Origin of the sequence: Rhodovulum sp. DZ06 (genome assembly GCF_050586345.1) — a bacterium.
Taxonomy (GTDB): domain Bacteria; phylum Pseudomonadota; class Alphaproteobacteria; order Rhodobacterales; family Rhodobacteraceae; genus JBOCEF01.
Genome location: NZ_JBOCEF010000033.1, coordinates 31741 through 55443 on the forward strand (window position 1 = coordinate 31741; position 23703 = coordinate 55443).

The window sequence follows — 23703 nt, forward strand, 5'->3', positions numbered from 1 at the left end:
CGGGCGCGCCCCGCGCCCCGACGACCCCCGCCTTCCACCGACCGCGCCCGAGGACTCTCCAAGACATGCAACGCGCCGCCCCTGCCGCCTGGCCCGAAGAAGTGACCCTGGCCCCCAACAGCGGGATCCAGTTCATGGAGTTCGGCTTCAGCCTCGACCAGGCCGGCCGCAAGTCGATGGAATTCGCCGAGCGCATCGTCGGCAATGCCGGCGAGGAAGACGACTGGCGTCTCTGGCCCCTTTCGGGCGAGGAGGAGAAGGACGCCGAGATCCCCGAGGCGGGCGATCCGACGCGCGAGCAGAACTACACCATCAACAACATCCGCGCGCTGGAGCCGTTCCTGCGCAAGTGGACGCCCGTCCCGGTGCTGCGCCTGCAGGAAGGGCGCGGCCCGAACGGCGAGGAGCTGTTCGACGGCGGCCCCTCGACCTGGGCGCGGATCTACCTGCTGGAACGCGAGGTCCCGGACGAGAAGACCGGCCACACCCATACCGCGATCCTGGCGCTGGACACCGGGCTCGACGATGACGACCCGGAGGAGGACGAGCCGTACCTGGCGCCCTCGATGAAGGACGCGGCGGATGAGCGCCGCTTCCGCCTTGTCGGCGCCCATGACGACGTGGCCTGGTTCGTGTGCAACCCGGTCGAGGACGAGGGCGAGGTCTACGACCAGCAGAAATGGGTCTCGGAATGGCTGCAGCAGCATTTCGACGACTTCAAGCAGGCCCAGCGCCCGGGCCGGCCGCTGCGCCCCGAGGATTACCCCTACAAGTTCGAGCACTGGGCGCGGTATCTCGCGATGCTGCGCCTCGTGGCCACCGCGGTGCGCCCGCCGGTGATGCGCCTTCTCGACACCGTCTCCGGCGACCGGCGCTATGAGCCGGTGGACGTGGACCTGATCCTCGACATCGGCAACAGCCGCACCTGCGGGATCCTGGTCGAAAGCTTCCCGGACGAGCGGCGCGTGGACCTCAACAACTGCTACGCCCTCGGGCTGCGCGATCTCGGGCGGCCGGAACTCTACGCCCGCCGCCCGTTCGAAAGCCGGGTGGAGTTCGCGCAGGCCGATTTCGGCCCCGAGCACATCGCGCGGCGCGCCGGGCGCGCCCGCCCCGCCTTCCTGTGGCCCAGCATGGTGCGCGTCGGCCCCGAGGCGGCGCGGATGGTGCTCGGCTCCGCGGGCACGGAAACCGTCTCCGGCCTCTCCAGCCCCAAGCGCTACATCTGGGACAAGCGCCCGATGAGCCAGGACTGGCGCTTCAACGGCGTCGACACGCGCCAGACCCTGCCCACCGTGGCGCGGTCCTCCTGCCGGTTCCTGAACGAGGCGGGGGACGTCATCGCCCAGGTCCGCGCGGACGTCTCGGGCAAGCTGCTGAAGCCGCGGCAGGTGAGCGAGACCCCCGCGACCCGGCCGCGCTTCTCGCGCTCCTCGCTCTACGGCTTCATGCTGGGCGAGCTGATCGCGCAGGCGCTGATGCAGATCAACGACGTGGGCGAGCGGCTGACCCGCAAGCAGTCCGAGCTGCCGCGGCGGCTGCGCAACGTCATCCTCACCCTGCCCTCGGCCACGCCGCTGCAGGAACAGGCGATCATGCGTTCGCGCGCGGAAGGGGCGCTGAAGCTGCTCTGGTCGGTGGCGGGCTGGTCGGGCCGGTCGCTCGGGCAGACCGCGCAGCCGCCGAAGATCGTGGTCGACTGGGACGAGGCGAGCTGCACGCACCTGGTGTGGCTCTATGACGAGATCGCGCAGAAATTCGGCGGCCAGATCGACGATTATTTCGAGCTGATGGGCCGCCGCCGCCGCCGTCCCGCGGACATGCCGCCGGGCGTGGGCGGGGCCGAGCCGTCGCTGCGGGTGGCCTGCATCGATGTCGGGGGCGGCACCACCGACCTGATGATCACCACCTTCTACGGCGAGGACAACCGCGAGATCCGCCCCTACCAGAACGTGCGCGAGGGCTTCCGCACCGCGGGCGACGACCTGGTGCAGGCGGTGGTGGAGAACATCATCCTGCCGCAGCTGCGCGACCAGCTCGCAGCCCATGGGTGCAGCCATGCCGAGGAGCTCTTGCGCGAGCTCTTCGGCGGCGACGTGGGCGACGTGCACGAACAGACCCGCCAGAAGCGGCGGCAGTTCAGCCTGCAGATCCTCACGCCCCTCGCGCTCGCCGCGCTGGGCGAGGCCGAGACGATGACCGGCGGCGACAACCGGCTGGTGCGCCTGATCGACGTGGTCGGCGCCCTGCCTCAGGAGGCGCCGAACGACCCGGACCTGCCGCCCCCGCCGCCGCAGCTGGCGCTGTCGCCCGCGGTGATCGAGTATCTCGAGGACCCCGCCCGCATGCGCGGCACGACCGACTGGCGGCTGGCCGACGCGGTGTTCGACATCGCCCATTTCGCCGTCGACCGGCTGGTGCGCGACGTGTTCGGCCCGCCGGTGGAGGCGATGCTGGAGCTGGCCGACCATCTCGGGGCCGACGCGCTGCTCCTCTCGGGGCGGCCGACGCGCCTGCCCACCGTCGGCGACATGGTGCGCGAGGCGATGGTGGTCCCCCCGCACCGGGTGCTGTCGATGCACGAATACAAGGTCGGCGGCTGGTATCCCTATCGCGACCGGGTCAGCAACCGCATCGGCGACCCGAAGACCACCGCCGCCGTGGGCGGGATGCTCTGCCGCCTGGCCGAGAGCAGCATCGTGAACTTCAAGGTGCATATCGAGGAGATCCGCATGCGCTCCACCGCCCGGTTCATCGGCGAGATGGAGCGCAACGGCCAGCTCCTGGACCGGCGCATCATGTTCAGCGACGTGGATCTCCAGGCCAGGCCGGGCGCGGACGAGACCGCGACCGTCGATCTGCGCGCGCCGATGCATATCGGCTTCCGGCAGATGCCGCATGAACGCTGGCCGGGCAGCCCGCTCTACCGGCTCGATTTCGCGAACGAGAGCGCGCGCCGCCTGCCGACGCCGCTGAAGGTCGAGATCGGCCGGCGCGAGAACGAGGACGAGGCCGAGACCAGCGCCGAGAAGCTGCGCGCCGAGACGCTGAAGGAAGGCTTCGACGTGCTGACGGTCGAGGACGCCTCGGGCACGCCGCACAAGGCGGACGTGGTGCGGCTCAGCCTGCACACGCTCGGGGTCGACGCCGAGGATTACTGGCTCGACACCGGCATCTTCCGGATCGGGTGAGGGGAGGGATCGCCATGACCACCGACGTCGCAACCATGTGCATGGACATCTCCGACGCCGCGCGCGAGGCGATGGACTGGGTCGCCGACCCGGCCAACGCCGAGACCGTGCGCAATGACGGCCCCGCCACGCAGCGCGAGCTGCGCCGCGCCGCGCTGCGCCTGCGCCGCCTCGGGGAAGCCGCCGCGCGCCCGATGTGCGTGTCCGTCTTCGGCCCGTCGCAGGCGGGCAAGTCGTTCCTGATCTCGGTGCTCGCCCGCCCCGAGGACGCGCCGCTGCGCGCGAACTACCCGGACCCGAACGGCAAGCTCGACTTCATCAAGGACATCAACCCCGAGGGCGAGGGCGAATCCACCGGCATCGTCACCCGCTTCACCATCCAGCCCTACCCCGCCCCGCCGGGCTTCCCGGTCAAGCTGCGGCTGCTGTCCGAGGCGGACGTGGCGCGGATCCTGATCAACTCGTTCCTGCTCGACGGCGACAAGTCCGAGGAGGAGCCGACGGGCGAGGAGATCGACGCGCTCTTCGCCAGGCTCGAGCCCCGCGCCGGGGCCGAGGGCGTCGGCTTCACCGTCGACGACGTGATGGAGATGCAGGAATACGTGGGCAAGTTCACCGCCCGCTCCACCTACGCCGCCGCGCTGGCGGAGTTCTGGGAGCGCGCGATCGACCTCGCCCCGCGGCTGAAACCGGCGGAGCGGGCGGAACTGTTCGCGATCCTCTGGGGGCGGCACGAGGCGTTCACGAAGCTCTACGGCGTGCTCGCGGGCGCGCTCCAGCAGCTCGGCTGCCCGGAAGAGGCCTTCGCCGGGCTCGACGCGCTGGTCCCGCGCGAGGACAGCATCATCGACGTGGCGCTGCTCGCCGGGCTCGACCAGCAGGGCGGATCGCAGCTGGCGCTGAAGACCACCGCCGGGGCGCAGGCGACGCTGCCCAAATCGGTGGTCACCGCGCTGACCGCCGAGCTGGTGCTGCCGATGGAGGCCAAGCCGCACGATTTGTTCGACGGCGCCGACCTGCTCGATTTCCCCGGCGCGCGCACGCGCGACGAGAAGAACCTGCGCAGCTACCTGTCGGGCGCCGCGGGGCCGCTGAAGGAATGCGTGCTGCGCGGCAAGGTCGCGTACCTCTTCGACCGCTACGTCGCGCAGCAGGAGATCACCTCCATGCTGCTCTGCATCCCCGACAGCAACGTGGAGACGGGGGGGCTGTCGCAGCTCGTCTCGGAATGGGTCGCGGGCACCCATGGCGCGACGCCCGAGCTGCGCGCCGGGGCCGACCAGCTGCTGTTCTTCGTGCTGACCAAGTTCGACAAGCACCTGATCGACAGCGCCGGGTCGGGGGACGACCCCAAGTCGCGCTTCGACAAGCGCATGCGCATGTCGCTGCTGGAGAAATTCGGCGCGATGGATGACAGCTGGCCCAAGCGCTGGACGCCGAACGAGCCGTTCCAGAACTGCTACTGGCTGCGCAATCCCAACTTCCCCGCCGAGTCGGTGATCGAGTACGAGAACGGCCGCGAGATCGAGCTGATCCAGAAAAAGCTGCCCCGCATCGCCGAGATGAAGTCCGGCTGCTGCGAGGCCGAGCTGGTGCGCACCCATTTCCGCGAGCCGGAGGCCGCCTGGGACGCGGCCATGGCGCTCAATGACGGGGGCGTCCAGTACCTCGTCGATCACCTGACCCCGGTCTGCCGGCCGGAGATCAAGGCCCGCCAGATCGCCGCCCAGGCGCGCGAGGCGGCGCAGCGCGTCTCGCTCCTGCTCGGGGGGTTCTATATCGACGACGACATCACCCGCAGGATCGAGGAGCGCACCGCCGCCGCCCAGGGCGTGATGCAGGAGCTGGTCCACGTCCACAACAACCGGCTGTTCGGCGCGCTGCTGCGCGACATGACGGTGACGGCCGAGCCGATCTTCCAGCGCATGAAGCGCCCGCCGCGCGACGTGCGGCTGGTGGCGGCGCGCACCGCCGCCCCCGCCGCGGCGCCCGCCTCCGCCGCCGCGCCCGCGGGCGGCGTCACCCTGCCCGGCGGGATCTCCATGCCCGGCGGCGTGTCGATGCCGGGGGGCGTGACCCTGCCCGGCGGCGTCTCGATGCCCGGCGCGGGCGCGGCCCCCGAGGCCGCCGCCCCGCCCCCCGCCGCCCCCGCCCGCGGCCGCACCATCTCGCGCGCCGAGTGGCGGGCCGAGGCGGCCTACGGGCTGTGGGTGGAGCGCCTCAAGGCCTTCGCGGCGGCCGAGGACCTCTCGGCCCGGCTCGCCGTCAGCCCCGGCGCGGCGGGAGAGATCGCGAACGAGCTGATCCACGCCTCGCGGCGCATGAAGCTCGAGGATGCGCTGGTCGACGAGCTGGAGCTGGCGGGCCGGATGGAGCAGGGCGACGGCGACGTGATGGTCGCGGCGATCCGCGCGGCCGAGCGGCTCAACGCCTTCAGCTGCACCGCCACCGCCGTGCGCCGTCCGGAAGAAGAGCGCCCCGACGTCGCCATCGCCGGGACCAACGACACCCGCAAGCCCTTCGTGCCGCCGAAGCAGGTGGACGACACCCACAAGCTGCCCGCCGTCCCGCGCCGGGCCGATGCGGACGCGGTGACCGACTGGCTGCACATGATCTACCAGGTGTTCCTCGACAACGCGAAGGACGCCGACGGGTCGAGCGTGGACCCCGAACAGAACGCCCGCCTGGGGGACATCCTCAAGCGGCTCGCGGCGTAAGCGCCGGGAAGGACGCGAGATGAGCATCAAGATCGTCAAGGACCCCAAGCGCCGGCTCGGCGGCGGCGCGCTGATCCGCTGCCCCGCCCCCGCGGGGGCCGGGATCTCGGTCCAGATCCGCCGCGCGGACACCGACGAATGGCTCGGCCCGCAGGAATGGCAGGGCGGGGCGCACAGCTTCGGCCCCTACACGGTCGAGGCCGACGGCAAGGGCGCCTTCCTGCGCGTCGGCCCCGAGATCGTGAACCAGATGGAGGCCTACACGCCCTTCACGCTGGTCCTGCCCGAGCTGGGCCAGGAGGCGGCGCTGGACTGGCCCGAGACGATCCTGCCCGCGCCCGACGCCGCCGGGACCGGGGGCGTCGGGACCATGCAGCGCCCGCTCGAGGCCTCGGCCCCGCGCCCGGCCGCGAAGGCCCCGCCCGCGCCGGAACCGGAGCCCGAACCCGAACCCGCCCCGGCGCCCGAGCCGGAGCCGCAGGAGCCGGCCGAGATCCCGCGCACCGTGGTGGTGGACGGGCCCGGGCCCGAACCCGAGCAAAAGGGCGGCTCGAAGACCGGGCTGCTGATCGTGCTGCTGCTGCTCCTGCTCGCCGTCGCGGGGGCCGCCTGGTATTTCCTCTTCGGCCCGGGCGCGACGCCCGCGCCCGCGCCGGAGGACCCGCCGGTCGAGGAGCCGGTCGAGCCGGAACCGGAGCCGGAGCCGGAGCCCGAACCGGAACCCGAGCCCGAGCCGGTCGACGAGGCCGCCGCCCCCGCCTGCACCCGCGAGGACATCCTGCCCGTCGTCCAGGCCGAGACGCCGGACCACGACGCGCTGCGCAGCTTCGCCGAGCTGTGCCGCGCCGCCGGGGAGGTCGACCTCGAGGTGCGGCTGCTCGGCATCCTCGCCGATGCCGGGGACGCGGGCGCCCTGACCCGCTTCGCGCAGTGGTACGACCCGGCCGCCGAGGTCGACGCCCGCCCGCTGGGCGAGCCGAGCGCAGAATACGCCGCCGATTACTACAAGCGCGCCGTCGAGGCGGGCTCGGCCGAGGCCGAGGCGGGCTTCAACGCCCTGTGCACCCGGCTGCGCGGCGCCACGGACCAGCAGGCGAAGCTGCTGGCCATGATCCACTGCAACTGAGGAGGAAGCCGATGCCCTCGCTCGCCCTCGCCCGCGCCGCCCTCCTGGCCCTCGGCGGCCTCGCCGCCGCCGGGGCCGCCGCGCCCACCGCGGCGCTCGCCGCCGACCGCCTGCCGAAACTGGTCGAGGGCAAGACCACCATCTACCAGCGCGTCCTCGCCAAGGACGAGGCGAGCCTCTTCGCCGCGCCCGGCGGCGCGCGCAAGGCCGGGATCACCCCGTTCCAGCCCCTCTATGTCTATGACCGCAAGGACGGCTGGATCGAGGTCGGCCGCGGCGTCGCCTCGGGCCCCGAGGGCTGGGCGAAGGCGGACGACATGGTGGAGTGGAAGCAGAACATCGTCGTCTCCTTCGCCAACCCGGCGGGGCGCGAGCGGCAGATCTTCTTCGAGGACGCCCCCGCGCTCGAGGAAGTGGTCCAGCACGAGGCCGCGATCTCCATGGCGCGGGAGCTGCGGCGCAAGCTGCAGTCCGAGGGCGCGGCCGAGAAGGTGGTGTCGATCGAGCCGGCCGAGCACGTGGACATCCTGCAGAACTTCTACCTGCTGCCGATCCTCGACTGGCGCGAGGAAGAGCACCCGATGACCTTCGAGATCATCCGCCTGCTCGAACTCGCCTCGCTGCCGCTGGGCGACAAGGACGAGGACGAGCCGGAGGAGGAGCAGCGCACCGCGGGCGTGGTCTTCGTGATCGACACCTCGCGCTCGATGCAGCCCTATATCGAGGCGACCCGCGACGCGGTGAAGGCGGCGGTGGAGCGGATCCAGGCCAGCCCGGCCGGCGAACACACCCGCTTCGGCCTCGTCGGCTTCCGCGACAGCGTCGAGGCGGCGAAGGCGGCCGACCCGCAGCGGGACATCGAGTACCGCACCCGCACCTTCCTCGCGCTCTCGGACGAACAGACCCCGGGCACGGTCAACGCCAAGCTCTCGGCCGTCAAGCAGGCGACCGCCTCCACCATCGGCTTCAACGAGGACGCCGCTTCGGGGGTGTGGGAGGCGATCAACATGCCCGGCTGGGAGAACGCCGGGCCGAACGGCGGCCCGATCGAGCAGCGCTACGTGGTGGTGATCAGCGACGCCGGGCCCAAGCGGCAGGGCGACGCGTCCCTGCCCGAGGCGCTGCGCGAGCTCGACGCCGGGGCGCTGCGCGAGGCGGCGCGCTCCAAGAAGGTCCAGCTCGCCGCCATCCACATCAAGACCTCGGACGGCGTCGCCAACCACGCCGTCGCCGCCGCCGCCTATGCCGAGATGACGCGCAACCCCGTCGACGGCAGCCCGGTCTACGAGGCGGTGGACCTGACCGGCGGCGCCGATCCCTACGGCGCGCTGCGCCCGCGGGTCGAAAGCTTCGCCGATTTCGTGATCGGCGAGTACAGCGCGCCCCCGACCGACGAGCTGCAGCGCGAGGCCGAGGAGGGGAACCTGTCCCCGCGCGAGCTCGCCTCGCTGGCCATGCGCCTGGAATGGCACGGCCGCCGGGTGAACGCCGAGGCGCCGCCGCTGCTGCGCTTCTGGGCGATGGACAAGTCGCTGGAGAACCCGCTGGTGCCCGCGCTCGACGTGCGGCTGCTGATCACCAAGAACGAGCTGTCGACCATGGCGGACGTGCTGCGCGAGATCTCCACGCTCGGCGAGATGACCCAGCGCCAGATGCGCGAGGACGAGTTCTTCGAGCTGCTGCGCGGCGCGCTGGCGCGGATGGCGCAGAACCCCGGCGCGCTGGTGAACGCCGAGTTCGGCAGCCTCGACGACGCGGTGGCCGAGTACCTGGACGAGCTGCCCTATTCGAGCTCGATCCTGGCCGAGATGACGCCCGAACGCTGGGCCAACGCCTCGGGGGCCGAACGGCGCCGCACGCTCGACCGGGTGAAATCGCGCCTGCAGCTGCTGGAGCATTTCAACGACGACCCGGCGCTGTGGACCGCGCTCTACGAGGGCGCGCCCTCGGGCGAACACGTGTTCGCGCTGCCGCTCGAGGCGCTGCCGTGACCGCGGCCGCGGCCCCGTCCTCCGCCCCGGCGCAGGCCGCCCTGGCGATCGAGGGGCTGCGGCACGAGCTCGGCGACGCCTCGCGCCGCTTCCGCCTGCGCGTCGACGCGCTGCATGTCGCGCCGGGAGAGATGGTCGTCCTCTCGGGCGCCTCCGGGTCGGGCAAGAGCACGCTCTTGGAGATGATCGGGCTGGTGCGCCGCCCGCAGGTTCCGGGGCTGTTCCGCATCGGCGCGGGGGCGGAGGCCGCCGACGCCGCCGCGCTGTTCGCGCGGGGCGACCGCGAGGGGCTGGCGCGGCTGCGGGCCGAGAAGCTGGGCTTCCTTCTGCAATCGGGCGGGCTGGCGCCCTTCCTGACGGTCTCCGAGAACCTCGCGCTGGCGCAGCAGGCGGCGGGGCGGCCCGACAGGGCGCTGGCCGACGCGGTGCTGGAGGCGCTGGAGCTGGGGGGTCTCGGCGGGGCCTGGCCGCGGGCGCTCTCGGTCGGGCAGCGCCAGCGCGCGGCGCTGGCCCGCGCCATCGTCCACCGCCCCGCGCTGGTGCTGGCGGATGAGCCCACCGCCGCGCTCGACCCGCCGAACAAGGCCCGGGTGGCGGAGCTCCTCTCGGCGCTGGCCGAGGGGTTCGGCGCCGCGGTGCTGGTGGCGACGCACGAGACCCACGTGTTCGACGACCTGCCCGGGCGGCGCCTGGCGCTGCGCGTCGCGGGGGACGAGCACGACGCCGAGGCGCGGCTGGAGACCCCCGGCATGGAGCCCCGGGCATGAGCCGCCCCGGCCCCCGCCTCGCCCTGCGGCTGGCGCTGCGCGACATGGCGCGCGAGCCGGCCCATGTCCTCGGCGTCGTCGCGCTGATCGCCGGGGTGCTGGCGCCGCTGATGCTGCTCTTCGCCATCAAGGCCGGGGTGATGGGCGCCGTGGTCGACGCGCTGCGCGCCGACCCGAACATGCGCCGCATCGCCATCACCGGGAACCACGCCTTCACGCAGGAGGACCTCGCGCGGCTGCGCGGCTGGCCCGAGATCGCCTTCATCGCCCCGCAGGAACGCTCGCTGGCCCGGCGGCTCGAGGCCCGCCCCCCCGAGGCCCGCGCCTATGAGCGCGCGGGGCTGATGGGGACCGAGCCGGGCGACCCGCTGCTGCCCGAAGGGCTGGAGATCGGGCCGGGCCAGGTCGCGCTCTCGCCCGCGCTGGCGCGCAAGTGGGGCGTCGGCCCCGGCGCGCGGATCGAGCTGCGCGCCGCCCGCGGCTCGCCCCCCACCGCGCGGATGCGCCTCGAGGCCGAGGTGGTCCATGTCCTCGCCCCCGGGCGGGTCGGGGGCGACGTGCTGGTCGTGCCCACCGGCTTCGTGCACGAGGTCGAGGCCTTCTATGACGGCCACGCCCTGCCCGCCTACGGCGCCCCGGACGGCCCGCCGCTGGAGGGCCGCGTCACCCGGTACGAGAATTTCCGCATCTACGCGCGCAGCATCGAGGATGTCGGCCCGCTGGCGCTGCGCCTCTCGGACGAGCTCGGCGTGACGGTGCAATCGCGCGAGGGCGAGATCGCGCCGCTGCTGGGCCTCGAGAAGGACGTCGGGACCGCGCTCGGGGTGCTCGCCGTCTGCGCGGGGCTGGGGCTGGCCTGCGCGCTCGCCTCCTTGTTCTGGTCGAATGTCGAACGCAAGCAGGGCGCGCTGGCCTTCCTTGCGCTGATCGGGCTGGGGCCGCGGGCGCTGGCGCTGTTCACGCTGGCCCAGGCCTGCGCCTACGCGCTGGCGGGCTGGCTCGCAGCCTCTGCCATCGTCGCCGGGGGCTCGGCCGCGCTCGAGGCCGTGTTCGCCGGGCGCGCGGGCGGGTCGGGGCCGATCGCGCCGCTGGACCCGGCCGTGTTCCTCGGGGTCGGCGCGGGGGTGCTGGCGGTGGCGCTGGTCGCCGCCGCCGCCGCCGCGCGCCGCGCCGCCGCCACCGACCCCGCCATCGCCGTCAGAGCCGGAGGCTGATCCATGACCACCGCCGCCACGCCCCCTTCCCTGCTCGTCGCCGCGCTGCTGGCCGCCGCCGCCGCCGCGCCCTTCGCCGCCGCGCCCGCCGCGGCGCAGGACGGCGCAGCCATCGCCTGGGACCGCAAGCTGTGGGACCCCGCGGGCCCGCAGCCCGGCCAGGTCGACCTGCCCCTGCCCTGCGGCGGCGGCATGGCCTTCCTGCCGGTCGAGACGCCGGTCGACCTCTCGAACCCGATGGACGACCGCAGCGTGCAGCTGGGCGGGGCCACGCCCGACACCGGCTACATGGACTACTTCCGCACCGAGCACCTGCGCGGCGGCTTCGAGCTGGACGGCAAGTCGGTCTATTACCTCGCGAAATACGAGGTCACGCAGGACCAGTACGCCGCCCTCGCCGGCGACGCCTGCCCCGAGCCGGGCCGCCGCGGCGCCCGCCCGATGGGGGGCCTCTCGTGGTTCGACGCCATCGAGTTCACCCGCGCCTGGAGCGAGTGGCTGCGCGCCGAGGCCCCCGCCGCCCTGCCCGAGACCGGCGGCGGCCCGGCCTATGTGCGGCTGCCGACCGAGGTGGAATGGGAATACGCCGCCCGCGGGGGCGCCGCGCTCGACGACGCCGATTTCCGCGCGCCGCTGCCGCCGATGCCCGAGGGGGTCTCGGAATACGCCTGGCACCAGGGGCGGCGGTCCTCCAACGGCGCGCTGCGGCCGATCGGGATGCGCAAGCCCAACCCGCTCGGCTTCCACGGCCTGTTCGGCGGGGTCGAGGAACTGGCGCTGGAGCCGTTCCGCCTCAACCGCTTCGGGCGGCGGCACGGGCAGATCGGCGGCTTCGTGACCCGCGGCGGCTCCATCGCCTCCTACCCCGAGGAGCTGCGCTCCTCGCTGCGCTCCGAATGGGCGTTCTTCGCCGCCACCGACGGCAAGGCGACGGCGCTGGAGACCTTCGGGATGCGGCCCATGCTCTCCACCGTCGTCAACGGCTCGCTGGCCGAGACCAACCGCATCCGCGACCAGTGGATGGCCCAGTTCGAGGAGCTGTCGGGCGAGGGCGGCGGCGACAACCCGGTGCCGGTGCTGGACGAGCTGATCCGGAACACCACCAACCTGCAGACGCGCAACGAGCTGGAGGTGGTCCGCGCCCAGATCATCGAGGACCGCCGCGCGCGGGACGAGGCGCAGGCCCGCTCGATGCGCCTGTCGCTGCTGTCGGGGGCCACGCTGATCAACTGGATCCGGCAGGAGCGCGCGGCGATGGAGAAGAACGCCCGCACTCTCGGGGTGGTGGAGAACAGCCTGGCCGGGGGCGACCTGCCCGAGGACCTCGTGCCCCGCTACGAGAAGTCCCGCGACAACCTGCGGGCCGCCATCGCCCGGCACGAGGAGAACCTCGCCCGGGCCGAGAGCATCTTCCTCTCGAGCCTTTACGACATCACCGCCAAGCATTCCCCCGAGGCGGTGAAGCAGGAGGGCGAGGTGCTGGCGATCGAGCTCGACGGCCGCGACCAGGGCGGGCTGGTGCCCGACGTGGTGCGGATGCGCGAGGCGGTGGAGATGGTGCGCGCGGCGCCCGACGCCCCGCGCGAGGAGATCGTGCGCGCCGCGATCCGCTGACGCGGCGGCGGGGCGGGCGGCGGCCGGGCGACGGCCAGACCCGGGCGGATAGGGACGCGGGCGCGGGCGGAGGCGGGCGGCGCGACAGGCGCGAAACCCTCTCACGCCCCCGGCGCGCGGGGGCTTAGGCTGGCGCGATGACCCACGATTCGCCCCCCTCCCCCGCCCCGTCCCTCTGGCAGGACAGCTGCGCCGAGACCGCCCCGACCGCGCCCCAGCCGGAGCGCGCGCAGGCGGACCTGCTGGTCATCGGCGGCGGCTTCACCGGCTGCAGCGCCGCGCTGGAGGCCGCGCAGGGCGGGGCCGAGGTGCGGGTGCTCGAGGCCGCGCGGATCGGCCATGGCGGCTCGGGGCGCAACGTGGGGCTGGTGAATGCGGGCCTGTGGATGAAGCCCGACCAGGTGCGCGCGGCGATGGGCGAGGGGCCGGCGGACCGGCTGCTCTCGGCGCTCGGGGCCGCGCCGCAGGCGGTGTTCGACCGGATCCGCGCGCACGACATTCAATGCGAGGCGGTGCGGGCGGGCACGCTGCACTGCGCCCACGCCCCCTCGGGCATGGCGGATCTCGAGGACAGGTTCCGGCAGGGCAACCGCATGGGCGCGCCGCTGCAGATCCTGGACGCGGCCGAGGCGACGCGGCGCACCGGGGCGGCGGGGGTGCATGGCGCGCTCTTCGACCCGCGCGCGGGCACGGTGCAGCCGCTGGCCTATTGCCGCGGGCTGGCCCGGGCGGCGGCGGCGGCGGGCGCGGTGTTCCACGAGAACGCCCCCGCCCTCTCGGTCCGGCAGGAGGGCGGCGCATGGATCGTGCGCAGCCCGGGCGGAGAGGTCCGCGCGAAGGCGCTGCTGCTGGCCACCAACGCCTATCACCGGGACGCCGCGGGGGCGCCCGCGCCGCGCAGCGTGGGGGTGCACTTCTCGCAATTCGCCACCGCGCCGCTGCCCGGGGCGCTGCGCGCCCGGATCATGCCGGGGGGCGAGGGGTGCTGGGACACCTCGCTGGTCATGCGCTCCTGGCGGATGGACGCGGCGGGGCGGCTGATCCTGGGGTGCATCGGCGACGTCGAGGGGCCGGGCGGCCGGGTCCATGCCGCCTGGGCGCGGCGCACGCTGGCGGCGCTGTTCCCCGAGGCCGCCGGGATGGCGTTCGAGCACAGCTGGCAGGGCCGCATCGCCATGACCGGGGACCACGTGCCCAAGGTGATGCGGCTTGGCCGCGGCGCAGGAGGGGGCGCAGGGGGGGGCGACGCGCCGGGCCTCGCCGTGTTCGGCTATTCGGGCCGCGGGATCGGGCCGGGGACGGTGTTCGGCGCCGCCGCGGCGCGGGCGCTGCTGGACGGGGACGAGGGCGCCCTGCCGCTGGCGCCGGTGGACCGGCACGCCGAGCCCTTGGCCGGCCTGCGCGCCGCCTGGGTCGAGGCCGGGGCGACGCTGACCCACGCGCTGCGCTAGGCCCCCCGCGCCCCGCCCCGCGCCCGCGCCCGGCGAGGCCCCGCCAGGGGACCCGTCAGAGGCCCAGCTTCCACTTCGCCGCCCCGATCAGCCCGCGCCGCACCGCTTCGCGCGCCAGCGGCGCCAGCAGCGGCAGGGCGACGGTCCAGGCCCATTGCGCCGCCGCCGCCCCCGCCCCGGCGCCGTCCCATGTCAGGAAGGCGGCGTTCAGCACGCACACCCGCACGAAGGCCGCGATCCGGCCCGGCGCCGCGGCCAGCCGCCCCAGCCCGCGCAGCCGCGCCGCCACCATGGCCATATGCGCCTCGAGCGCGGCCGCGTCGGCGGCGGGCGAGATCCGGGTGACGATGTCGCCATCGGCCTGCACAAGCGTCGAGGCGAAGGGGGTCGAGGCCCAGGGGGTCGAGGAGGCCGGGGGCGCCCGCCCCGCCCCCCCGCCGGGCGGCGCGGGAGAGACCAGCGTCAGCCCCTCGCCCGCCAGCGCCTCGAGGTCGCGCGCCGCCTGCAGGATCGCGCCCGGGGCGCTCACTTCCGGCCCGTCAGCAGGGTCTCGAGCAGCGTCAGCACCGTCTTCCAGTAATCGAAGGACAGGCGCACGCCGCGCTCGTGCATCTCCTTGGCCAGCTCCGGGCGGCGCGGCTTCGCGGCCGAAAGCCGGGTGACCACGTCGCCGTCGAGCTGGAGCACCGTCTGGAACTGGATCCGGTCGGTCTTGATCTCCCAGATCTTGCGGATCTGCATCCGCTGCTCCTTGCTCAGGCGCCGCAGCAGGTCCGCCTTCACCGCCTCGGCGCCGCCGGGGGTCAGCTCGGCCTCCATCATCACGTGCCGCTCGGCCGGGGCCGCGGCGCGCCAGTCGACCAGGGTGTCGGCGCGCCAGGCCGCCACCGTGTCGGCCTTGCCGGGCGCGAGAACGCCGAAGAGCGCCTGGGCGTTGCGGAAGATGCGATAGAGGATGGTGGTCCGCGGGTCCTGCCCGCGCCTGTCGCGCTCCACCGCCCGGATCTCGGCCAGCGCGGCCTCGACGATGCGCACCATGTGGGCGGGGGTGGCGCGCGGGGCGCCGATGTCGATGGCATGGCGCAGCGAGGCCTGCGCCTCGGCCAGCGTCAGCCGGTCCGCGGGCATGTCCCGGACGCCGGCGTCGGCGGCGTCGAAGCGGGGGGCCATGCCCTCGGAATCCACCGGGTCGCGCCCCGGGGCGGCCACGAGATAGCGCTCGAAGCTGCTCGCGATCTCCTCGATCGCCTGCACCGGGCCGGGCATGGCCCGCCCGGTGATGTTGGTGGATTCGATGGTGTTGACCTCGATATGCACGAGGTCCTCGAACCGGTCCGCCAGCCAGGTCGAGGGCCGGACCTGGCGCCCGCCCTTGTCGGGATCGGCGGGGGTCTTCGCGCCGAAGACCACCCGCTCAGCGGTCCCGCGCGGCGTCGATCACCTTGGCAAGCACGTCGCCGACCAGCTTGACGTTGGTCTCCATGATCTCGCGCGACAGCTGCACCTGGGCCTTGTGGAACTCCCGGAACTCGGCCTGGTCGGGGCTGAAGAAATCCTTGGGCAGCAGCGCCTTCACGTCGCCGGTGGCGATGTTGATCCCGCTATGGGCGACCCGGGCGTCCTGCGCGTCGACGGAGACCTGGAGCCGGCCCATCACCGCGTCGGGGGCGGCGGGCGCCAGCGTCACGCTCACATCCGTGCAGACGGTGGTGACGTCGAGCGTGGCGAGCCGGCCCAGGCTCTCGGTCAGCTTGTCCACGAAGCCCTGCACCTTGATGTCCTCGGCCATGACGTCGTCCTCCCACTGCGCTGACACGATTCGAACCGGGAAAAGGATAACGCCGAATGCGCCCCCGCGGCGGACAAAGGGCGCGCAACGCGAAGGGGCGCGGACCTTGCGGCCCGCGCCCCCTGTTCGTCAGCCCGTCCGGGCGGGATCAGAAGTGCAGCGAGATGTCCTCGTGATCCGCGCGGCAGGCGGCCACCGACAGGGCGACATGGTCGGGCATGCGCGCCTTGCTGCGCAGGCCGATCGTGTCGCCGGCGGCGTCGAGATAGGCCCGCAGGCCGGGGGCGACCGAGGTCCGGGCGGCCTCGCGCCACGCGACGCCCGCTTCCCACTCGGCCAGCGCCTCGTCCATCTCGGCCAGCGCCTTCTCCGGGTCCGGGTTGCGCCCGCGCAGGGCCGAGCGGGCGCCGTTGACGCCCGAGCGGACGTCGCGCGCCCCCTCGACGTCGCCGACGGTCCCGCGCAGCTCGGTCACCTCTTCGACCAGGGCGTCGAGCTCGGCCTTCTCGTAGCCGTTCTCCACGATGGCGGCGATCTTGGCCCGCATGTCGCGCAGGGCGTCCTCGAGGCCGGCGAACGCCTCGGTCGCCTCGATCACGGCCAGCGTCTCCTGCACCGGCTCATAGCCCTGGTCCGCGCTGCGGCGGTAGGACCGGCGCAGGTTGGTCTCGCGGTTGTCGAGCTCGGCGAAGGCCTTGTAGGTCTGCTCCCAGTCCGCGGGGATCTGCGCGGTCAGCTCCGCGATCTCCGCCTCGGCCTCGGCCAGCTGGGCCTCGTACTCGGCCCGGAGCGACTCCGGATCGGTGTCCAGCATCCGCTGAAGACCGGTCTTCGCCTCGTCCGCCCGCTCCTGCGCCATGCGGATCTGCTTCTCCAGCGCGCGCACCGCCCTGTGGACCGGGCGGTAGGCCGGGGCCGCCGCGTAGACGTCCTTGGCCGCCTCCTGCGCCTCGGCGAGGGCGTCGAGCGCCTTGCCCGCCTCCTCGAAGGCGCCGGCGAGGTCCCGGGCCATCGACTGCGGCAGGGCCGACAGGTCGATCCCCTGGGCGGTGGCGATGGCGCCGCGCACGCGGTCGGAGGTCGAGACCTCCTCCCACACGTATTCCTCGATGCAGGTCTGCAGCGACGGGTTGCGCGGCGGCGGCGCGGTTTCGGCCAGCAGGTTCACCCGGTTGGGCAGGTAGTTCACCAGCGCCGGGTTCATGCCGACGATGACGAGGGCAAGGATCTGCAGCGAGATGAAGGCCACCACGCCCTTGTAGATCGACACCGTCTTCACCGCCGCCGGGGCGACGCCGCGCAGGTAGAACAGCGCGAAGCCGAAGGGCGGGGTCAGGAACGAGGTCTGGATGTTCAGGCCGATCATGACGCCCAGCCACACCGCGGTGATGTTCGCGGACGGGTCGGACAGCAGGATCGGGGCGACGATCGGCACCACGACCACGGCGATCTCGATGAAGTCGAGGAAGAAGCCGAGGACGAAGATCACCACCATGACGATGACGAACTGCGCCCAGAACCCGCCGGGAAGCCCCTCGAGGAAGTTCTTCACCAGCTCCTCGCCGCCGAAGGCGCGGAAGGCCGAGGTCAGCATCGCCGCGCCCAGCAGGATGATGAACACCAGCGAGGAGGTCTTGGCGGTCTCGATCATCACCTCGTTCATGGTGTTGTCGATCTTGAGCACCCGCTTGCCCGACCACAGCAGCGCGACCAGCATGCCGCCGGTGCAGGCGAGCGCGAGCTTGAGCGCGAGGCGCTCCTCGTCCGTGTTCAGCGCCTTGATGTTGACCGGGGTCCAGGCCAGCACGAGGGCCAGCGCGGCCAGAGAGCCCAGGAACAGGACCGCCGGCCAGTACTGGCGCTCCTCGCCTTCGCGCAGCCGGTAGCCGGCCATCACGACCGCGCCCGCCGCGCCGATGGCGCCGGCCTGGTTGACCGTCGCGACGCCCGCGATGATCGAGCCGAGCACCAGGAAGATCAGCGCCAGCGGCGGCACCAGGGCGACGAAGACCCGGCCCCAGAACGCGACGTCCCAGGACCCTTCCGAATGCACCGCCGGGGCGGATTTCGGACGCAGGATCGCGAAGATCAGGATGTAGGCCATGTAGAGGCCGACGAGGACCAGGCCCGGCACCAGCGCGCCCAGGAACATCTCGCCCGCCGAGGTGGAGACGACGGCGTACTCGGACGGCATCGACAGCTCGCCGGTGGCGATCTTGTGCAGCTCCTTGCGCATCGTGCCCGCCTGGTCCACGGCCGAGGCCAGCTGGTCGGCGAGGATGATGAGCACGATCGAGGGCGGGATGATCTGCCCCAGCGTGCCCGAGGCGGCGATGGCGCCGGTGGCGAGCGGCTGGGAATAGTTGTTGCGCAGCATCGCGGGCAGCGAGATCAGGCCCATCGCGACCACGGTCGCGCCGACAATGCCGGTGGTGGCCGCCAGCAGCGCGCCCACGAACACCACCGAGATGCCGAGGCCGCCCGGGATCGGCCCGAACAGCCGCGCCATGGTCACCAGCAGGTCCTCGGCGATCTTCGACCGCTGCAGCATGATGCCCATGAAGATGAAGAGCGGGATGGCGATGAGCGTATCGCGCTCCACCTCCCAGTAGACGCCCCTGAGGTTGGTCACGCCGGCGTTCAGCCAGCTGATCGGCCCCCCGTGCAGGAAGTAGGCGTCGGCGTTGCCTTCAAGCACGTAGCCGGTCCCGGCCGCGAGCGCGAAGGTGATGATGGCGGAGCCCGGCAGCGCGAAGGCCACCGGGTATCCCGACCCGAGCGCGAAGGCCATGGTCAGGACGAGAATGGCGAGGAAGAGAAGTTCCATAGGTCGATGCGTCCCGGATCAGGCGTTTGCGTGCTGGTCGTGGTCGCGGCCGCCGGGCTGTCCCCGGACATCCGCCACCGCGTCCATCATGTAGCCGGCGAACTGGATCAGCATGGTCCCGGCGAAGAGCGCGAGGAACCCGGCCATCCAGTACTTGGTGTACATGCCCAGCTGCGCCTGGGAGATTTCGTAGTTCGACATCGCGCTGGTCACGATCGCGGTCTTGCCGCCCATGCCCAGCACCAGGATCACCCAGCACAGGGTCATGCCCAGCAGCACCGAGCCGGTCGCGTTGACCCAGCCGCGGGTCTTCGGGGACATGCCCGCGTAGAACACGTCGACGCGCACGTGGCCTTCCTCGAGCAGCGTGTAGGCCGAGGCGAACAGGAACAGCGCCGCGTACCAGAAGCGCACCAGGTCGCCCATGAAGGCCTGCTCGTAGGAGAAGATGAAGCGCGTCAGCACGATCGCCAGCTCGGCGCAGACGATCAGCAGCGCCAGCCAGGTGAAGCCCAGCGTGCGGGTGAAGATCGCGACGATGAAGCCGAGGAAGAACAGCGGCACGTGGATATAGGGGCCGCGATAGGCCGAGCGGCCGAGCTTCGAGGCCATCTCGTCGCCGACGAGGGCCGGGAGCATCTCCTCGACCCGCACGAAGGACACGGCGGCGTCGGCGAGGCCGATGAACAGCACCGCGAAGAAGGCGCCGCGGATGATGTAGCGGTTGATCGCGGTCACGAGGTCCGAATCCTCGCGCAGGCCGCGCAGCGGGGTGCGCATCACCGCCCAGACCGCGCCGATCACGGCGGCGGGATAGAGCAGCAGCATCACCCAGCCTCCGGGGGCGCCGGAGGCGAAGGCCTCGGACGGCGCCGGGACCTCCGGCGCGCCGTAGACCAGGACCGTCTCCAGCACGAAGACGCCGAGGATGGCGATGTTGATCCAGGCGAAGGCGCGCACCAGCGCGTCCCAGCCGTCATTGCCCCCGGCGGCGCCGTAGCGCGGCGAAAGCTGTTCGGCATGCGTCATGAAGTGCTCCCTGACGAGCCGCCGCGGGGTCGGTCGCGGCGGTAAGGCTGCCCCGGCGTCTCCTCCCCCGAAGAGGACGCCGGGCTGCAAGGCGCGGCCCCCGCCGCGCGGAACGGACCGGGCCGCGCCCCTGAACGGCGGCGCGGCCCGGCCTGAATTCGAAGCGGGCCGGGCCCCGGTCGGGGGCCCGGCCCTGCCCGGCCGTCAGAGGCCGAGCACGCGGTTGCGCTGGTTCGCGAACTCGATGTCGGCGATCTTGAGATAGCCGCCGAACTCGCGCAGGGCGCCCTGGTAGCTGTCGTCGATCTTGGCCGCGAGCGCGGAGTGGGCGCGGGTCTCCTCGAACACCTCGGCCGAAGCTTCGCCGAAGGCGTCCCAGACTTCCTCGTTGAACGACCGCAGCTCGACGCCGTGCTCGTTCACCAGCTTGGACAGGTAGGCGCCGTTGTTCGCGACGGCCTCTTCCGGCGCGGCGGCGTTCTCTTCCATGCAGGCGGCGGTCAGGATCGCCTGGTGGTGGGCCGACAGGCCGTCCCAGAACTGGCGGTTGACGCCGAAGGCGAGGCCGCCGCCCGGCTCGTGCATGCCGGAGGTGTAGTAGTACTTGGCCGCTTCATAGAATTTCATGAAGTAGTCGTTGTACGGGCCGACCCACTCGGTCGCCTCGATGGCGCCGGAGACGAGGTTCTCGTAGATCTGGCCGCCGGGCAGCGAGACGGTGGAGGCGCCGAGCTTCGACATCACGGTGCCGCCGAGGCCGGGGATGCGCATCTTCAGGCCGCGCAGGTCGTCCGCGGTCTCGATTTCCTTGTTGAACCAGCCGCCGGCCTGGGTGCCGGTGCCGCCGCAGGTGAGCTTCTTGAGGTTGAACTCGCCCGAGAGCTCGTCCCACAGCTCCTGGCCGCCGCCGAATTTCAGCCAGGCGTTCCACTCGGCCTGGATCATGCCGAAGGGCACGGAGGTGAAGTAGGCGAAGCCCGGGTGTTTGCCGGTCCAGTAGTAGTCGGCGCCGATATAGGCCTGCGCGTCGCCGTTCGCCACGGTGTCGAAGCTGTCGAACGCGCCGACCTTCTCGCCGGCGGCGAAGTAGTTGACGACGATCTCGCCGTTGGAGATTTCGCCGATGCGGCGGGCCAGGCGCTGGGCCGAGGTGCCGAGGCCGGGGAAGTCCCGCGGCCAGGTCGACACGATGTTCAGTTCGACACGATCCTGCGCGACGGCCGGGGCCGCGAGGGTCGTGGCGGCGGCTGCCGGCGCGGCGACGGCCGCGCCTTTCAGAAACAGACGACGATCCATGTAAATTCCTCCCGTTGGAAGCTTTCCGCACCCCCCTGGGGGGAGGGCGCGTCCTGCGAGGCCGACTAAATCAAAACGTCGCAGGTCCCACAACGGTGAATCTTCAACCGTCCGGTCGGAAATTCGCCCCCGGGGCGAACTTCCGTCCGGTCTTTCGCAGGCGCACGTCGCGCATCAGGCGAAACCGCAACCGCCAAGGGGGTCCGCCGGCCCGGACGGGACCGGGCCGGCGGACCCCGGCGACGCTCAGCCGAGGCCGAGCACGCGGTTGCGCTGGTTCGCGAACTCGGTTTCCGAGACCGCGAGATAGGTCGCGTATTCGCGCAGCTTGGCGAGGAAGTCGTCCGTGATCTGCGCCGCCATGTCGGAGTGATCGCGCGTCTCCTCGAGCACCTCCATCGCCGCTTCGCCGAACGCGTCCCAGACCTCCTCGTTGAAGCTGCGGGTCTCGACGCCGTGATCGGTGACGAGGCGCGACAGGTAGGCGCCGTTGTTGGCGACGGCCTGCTGGTGCTGGCGGGCGTTCTCTTCCTCGGCCGCGGCCGAGATCATGGCGCGGTGGGTCTCGGAGAGGCCCTCCCACCAGGGCAGGTTGGCGCCCAGCGCGATCGAGGCGCCCGGCTCGTGCATGCCCGAGACGTAGTAGTAGCGCGCCGCCTCGAAGAATTTCATGAAGTAGTCGTTATAGGGCCCGACCCACTCGGTGGCGTCGATGGCGCCCGAGACGAGGTTCTCGTAGATCTGGCCGCCGGGCAGCGAGACGGTGGAGGCGCCGAGCTTGGACATCACGGTGCCGCCGAAGCCGGGGATGCGCATCTTCAGGCCGCGCAGGTCGTCCGGGGTCTCGATCTCCTTGTTGAACCAGCCGCCGGACTGGGTGCCGGTGTTGCCGCACAGCATGGCGGTCAAGCCGAAATCGGCCGACAGCTTCGCCCACAGCTCCTTGCCGCCGCCATAGTTGATCCAGGCGTTGAACTCGGAAGCGGTCATACCGAAGGGCACGGTGGTGAAGTAGGCGAAGGCCGGGTGCTTGCCGGTCCAGTAGTACTCGCAGCCGACATAGGCCTGCGCGTCGCCGTTGGCGACGGAGTCGAAGCTGTCGAAGGCGCCGACCTTCTCGCCCGCGGCGAAGTAGTTGACGATGATCTCGCCGCCCGAGATCTCGGCGATGCGCGCCGCCAGGCGCTGGGCCGAGAGGCCGAGGCCCGGGAAGTCGCGCGGCCAGGTGGAGACGATGTTCATCTCGACCCGCTCCTGCGCCAGGGCGGGGGCGGCGAGGGTCGAGGCGGCGGCGGCCGGCGCGGCGACGGCGGCGCCCTTCAGGAACAGACGGCGGTCCATGAGATCTCCCTTTCTCGAAGTCCGGCGCCGCGGCGCGTCACGTGCGCAGCGGCGGCCATTTCGCGGGGAAGTGATCATGAACGCGCCGGGCGCCGCAAGGTGAATGCGCAGCAAGTGCCTGAAAATATTATTGTCTTTGAGAAACCTGAAAACGAAGCGGGGCGGATTCAAACTCGTACACATGTAAATGATTTTTTGCAGATCGGACATGCGGCGCACGCATGGCTTCTGCAATCCATAATCGTTGACCCGGGCGAGCTTCGCGCTAGCGCAGCGGCCCGGCGCCGGGCGGCCGCCCCCTGCCCCCGCCCCCGCGCCGGGGCCCGATTCCCCCCGGCCGTCCCCCCGCCGCGCTGCGCGCGAAAAAGCCCGCCGGAGGGGATCCGGCGGGCCATGCGCGCCCGTGCGAGGGGCGCCGGGCGAACAGGGCCTCAGACCGCGGTCACGCCGCCATCGGCCACCACGGTCTGCCCGGTGATGAACAGCGCCGCGTCGGAGGCGAGGAAGGCGCCGATGCCGCCGATATCCTCCGGGTCCCCGATCCGGCGCAGGGGCACGGTTTCATTCGTCGCCTTGATGCGCTCCGGGTCCTCCCACAGCGCTTTCGCGAAATCGGTCTTCACCAGGCCGGGGCAGATGCAGTTCACCCGGATGTTGTCCGGGCCCCATTCCTGGGCGTAGTTGCGCGCCAGCGCGATGTCCGCGGCCTTGGAGATGCCGTAGCCGCCGATCATCCCCGCGGCCCGCAGCCCGGCGATGGAGGACACGATGGTGATCGAGCCGCCGCCGATCTTCTTCATCCCCGGCGCGACGCCGGTGGCGAGCCACATGTTCGACAGCACGTTCGACTTCATGATCTTCTCGAACGCCGCGTCGGGCAGCTCGGACATCGGGCCGTAGACCGGGTTGATGGCGGCGTTGCAGACCATCGAGGTGATGGTCCCGTAGGCCGCCTCGGCGCCCTTCAGCAGCGCCTCGACCTCGTCCTTGCGGCCGATATTGCAGGGGATGGCGGTGGCGTCGCCGCCATTCGCGCGGATCTCCTCGGCCACCGGCCCGCAGGCGTCGAGCGAGCGGGAGGAGACGACGACCTTCGCCCCCAGGTACGCCATGTGCTCGGCGATGGACTTGCCGATCCCGCGGGAGGATCCGGTGACGACGGCGACCTTGCCGGTGAGGTCGAACGGGTTCTTGAAGCTCATGCAGCTGCTCCGTGTCAGGCGGCGCGACGGCGCGCGCCGGAAAAAATGGGGGGAGGCGTGTCGGGGCCGGCGCGCCGCCAAAGGGTCCGGCCTAGGCGTCCCCCACCCTCCCTTCCTCTTCTCTCTCCCACTCTTCCCCACTCAAGTC

16 protein-coding genes are annotated in these 23703 nt (G+C 72.2%); 8 read left to right on the forward strand and 8 right to left on the reverse strand.

Annotated elements, in window-relative coordinates; translation table 11 throughout:
- The first annotated feature begins 65 nt into the window (after window positions 1-65).
- The 8 genes from ACQ5SO_RS14345 (at window position 66) to ACQ5SO_RS14380 (ending at window position 14071) form a co-directional block, all read left to right on the forward strand.
- A complete protein-coding gene (locus ACQ5SO_RS14345; RefSeq protein WP_430942299.1) occupies window positions 66-3191 on the forward strand; it encodes a virulence factor SrfB in 3126 nt (1041 codons plus the stop codon).
- Between the two features lie 14 nt (window positions 3192-3205).
- A complete protein-coding gene (locus ACQ5SO_RS14350; protein WP_430942300.1) occupies window positions 3206-5908 on the forward strand; it encodes a virulence factor SrfC family protein in 2703 nt (900 codons plus the stop codon).
- A gap of 19 nt (window positions 5909-5927) precedes the next feature.
- Complete coding sequence (locus ACQ5SO_RS14355) at window positions 5928-7034, forward strand: hypothetical protein (RefSeq protein ID WP_430942301.1); 1107 nt, start codon at window positions 5928-5930, stop codon at window positions 7032-7034.
- Between the two features lie 11 nt (window positions 7035-7045).
- Complete coding sequence (locus ACQ5SO_RS14360) at window positions 7046-9025, forward strand: VWA domain-containing protein (protein WP_430942302.1); 1980 nt, start codon at window positions 7046-7048, stop codon at window positions 9023-9025.
- Window positions 9022-9792 carry an ABC transporter ATP-binding protein gene (locus ACQ5SO_RS14365; protein WP_430942303.1) on the forward strand — a complete coding sequence of 257 codons (771 nt, stop codon included), beginning with the start codon at window positions 9022-9024 and terminating at the stop codon, window positions 9790-9792. Before ACQ5SO_RS14360 ends, ACQ5SO_RS14365 begins: the two co-directional genes overlap by 4 nt.
- On the forward strand, window positions 9789-11006 hold the full coding sequence (locus ACQ5SO_RS14370; protein ID WP_430942304.1) for a hypothetical protein: 1218 nt from the start codon (window positions 9789-9791) through the stop codon (window positions 11004-11006). Before ACQ5SO_RS14365 ends, ACQ5SO_RS14370 begins: the two co-directional genes overlap by 4 nt.
- Before the next feature lie 3 nt (window positions 11007-11009).
- The gene (locus ACQ5SO_RS14375; protein WP_430942305.1) at window positions 11010-12620 is read left to right on the forward strand and encodes a formylglycine-generating enzyme family protein; all 1611 of its coding nucleotides are present in this window, start codon (window positions 11010-11012) and stop codon (window positions 12618-12620) included.
- Between the two features lie 137 nt (window positions 12621-12757).
- Window positions 12758-14071 carry an NAD(P)/FAD-dependent oxidoreductase gene (locus ACQ5SO_RS14380; protein WP_430942306.1) on the forward strand — a complete coding sequence of 438 codons (1314 nt, stop codon included), beginning with the start codon at window positions 12758-12760 and terminating at the stop codon, window positions 14069-14071.
- 55 nt (window positions 14072-14126) lie between these two features.
- Here the strand turns inward: ACQ5SO_RS14380 and ACQ5SO_RS14385 are convergent, their stop codons facing one another.
- The 8 genes from ACQ5SO_RS14385 to ACQ5SO_RS14420 all read right to left on the reverse strand — a co-directional run bounded on the left by ACQ5SO_RS14385 (window position 14127) and on the right by ACQ5SO_RS14420 (window position 23555).
- The gene (locus ACQ5SO_RS14385; RefSeq protein WP_430942307.1) at window positions 14127-14600 is read right to left on the reverse strand and encodes a hypothetical protein; all 474 of its coding nucleotides are present in this window, start codon (window positions 14598-14600) and stop codon (window positions 14127-14129) included.
- Entirely contained in the window at window positions 14597-15481 is an 885-nt protein-coding gene (locus ACQ5SO_RS14390; protein WP_430942308.1) for a hypothetical protein, read from the reverse strand. The genes ACQ5SO_RS14385 and ACQ5SO_RS14390 overlap by 4 nt, the downstream gene beginning before the upstream one ends.
- Window positions 15482-15485: 4 nt before the next feature.
- Window positions 15486-15860: a hypothetical protein gene (locus tag ACQ5SO_RS14395; protein ID WP_430942309.1), complete on the reverse strand. Its 375-nt coding sequence runs from the start codon at window positions 15858-15860 to the stop codon at window positions 15486-15488.
- A gap of 148 nt (window positions 15861-16008) precedes the next feature.
- The gene (locus ACQ5SO_RS14400) at window positions 16009-18687 is read right to left on the reverse strand and encodes a TRAP transporter large permease subunit (RefSeq protein ID WP_430942310.1); all 2679 of its coding nucleotides are present in this window, start codon (window positions 18685-18687) and stop codon (window positions 16009-16011) included.
- An 18-nt stretch (window positions 18688-18705) separates the two neighbouring features.
- Window positions 18706-19716, reverse strand: coding sequence for a TRAP transporter small permease subunit (locus tag ACQ5SO_RS14405; RefSeq protein ID WP_430942311.1), 1011 nt, complete (start codon window positions 19714-19716; stop codon window positions 18706-18708).
- A 204-nt stretch (window positions 19717-19920) separates the two neighbouring features.
- Complete coding sequence (locus ACQ5SO_RS14410; protein WP_430942312.1) at window positions 19921-21012, reverse strand: TRAP transporter substrate-binding protein; 1092 nt, start codon at window positions 21010-21012, stop codon at window positions 19921-19923.
- A 246-nt stretch (window positions 21013-21258) separates the two neighbouring features.
- Complete coding sequence (locus tag ACQ5SO_RS14415) at window positions 21259-22353, reverse strand: TRAP transporter substrate-binding protein (RefSeq protein WP_430942313.1); 1095 nt, start codon at window positions 22351-22353, stop codon at window positions 21259-21261.
- Between the two features lie 431 nt (window positions 22354-22784).
- On the reverse strand, window positions 22785-23555 hold the full coding sequence (locus tag ACQ5SO_RS14420; protein WP_430942314.1) for an SDR family NAD(P)-dependent oxidoreductase: 771 nt from the start codon (window positions 23553-23555) through the stop codon (window positions 22785-22787).
- Window positions 23556-23703: the final 148 nt, after the last annotated feature.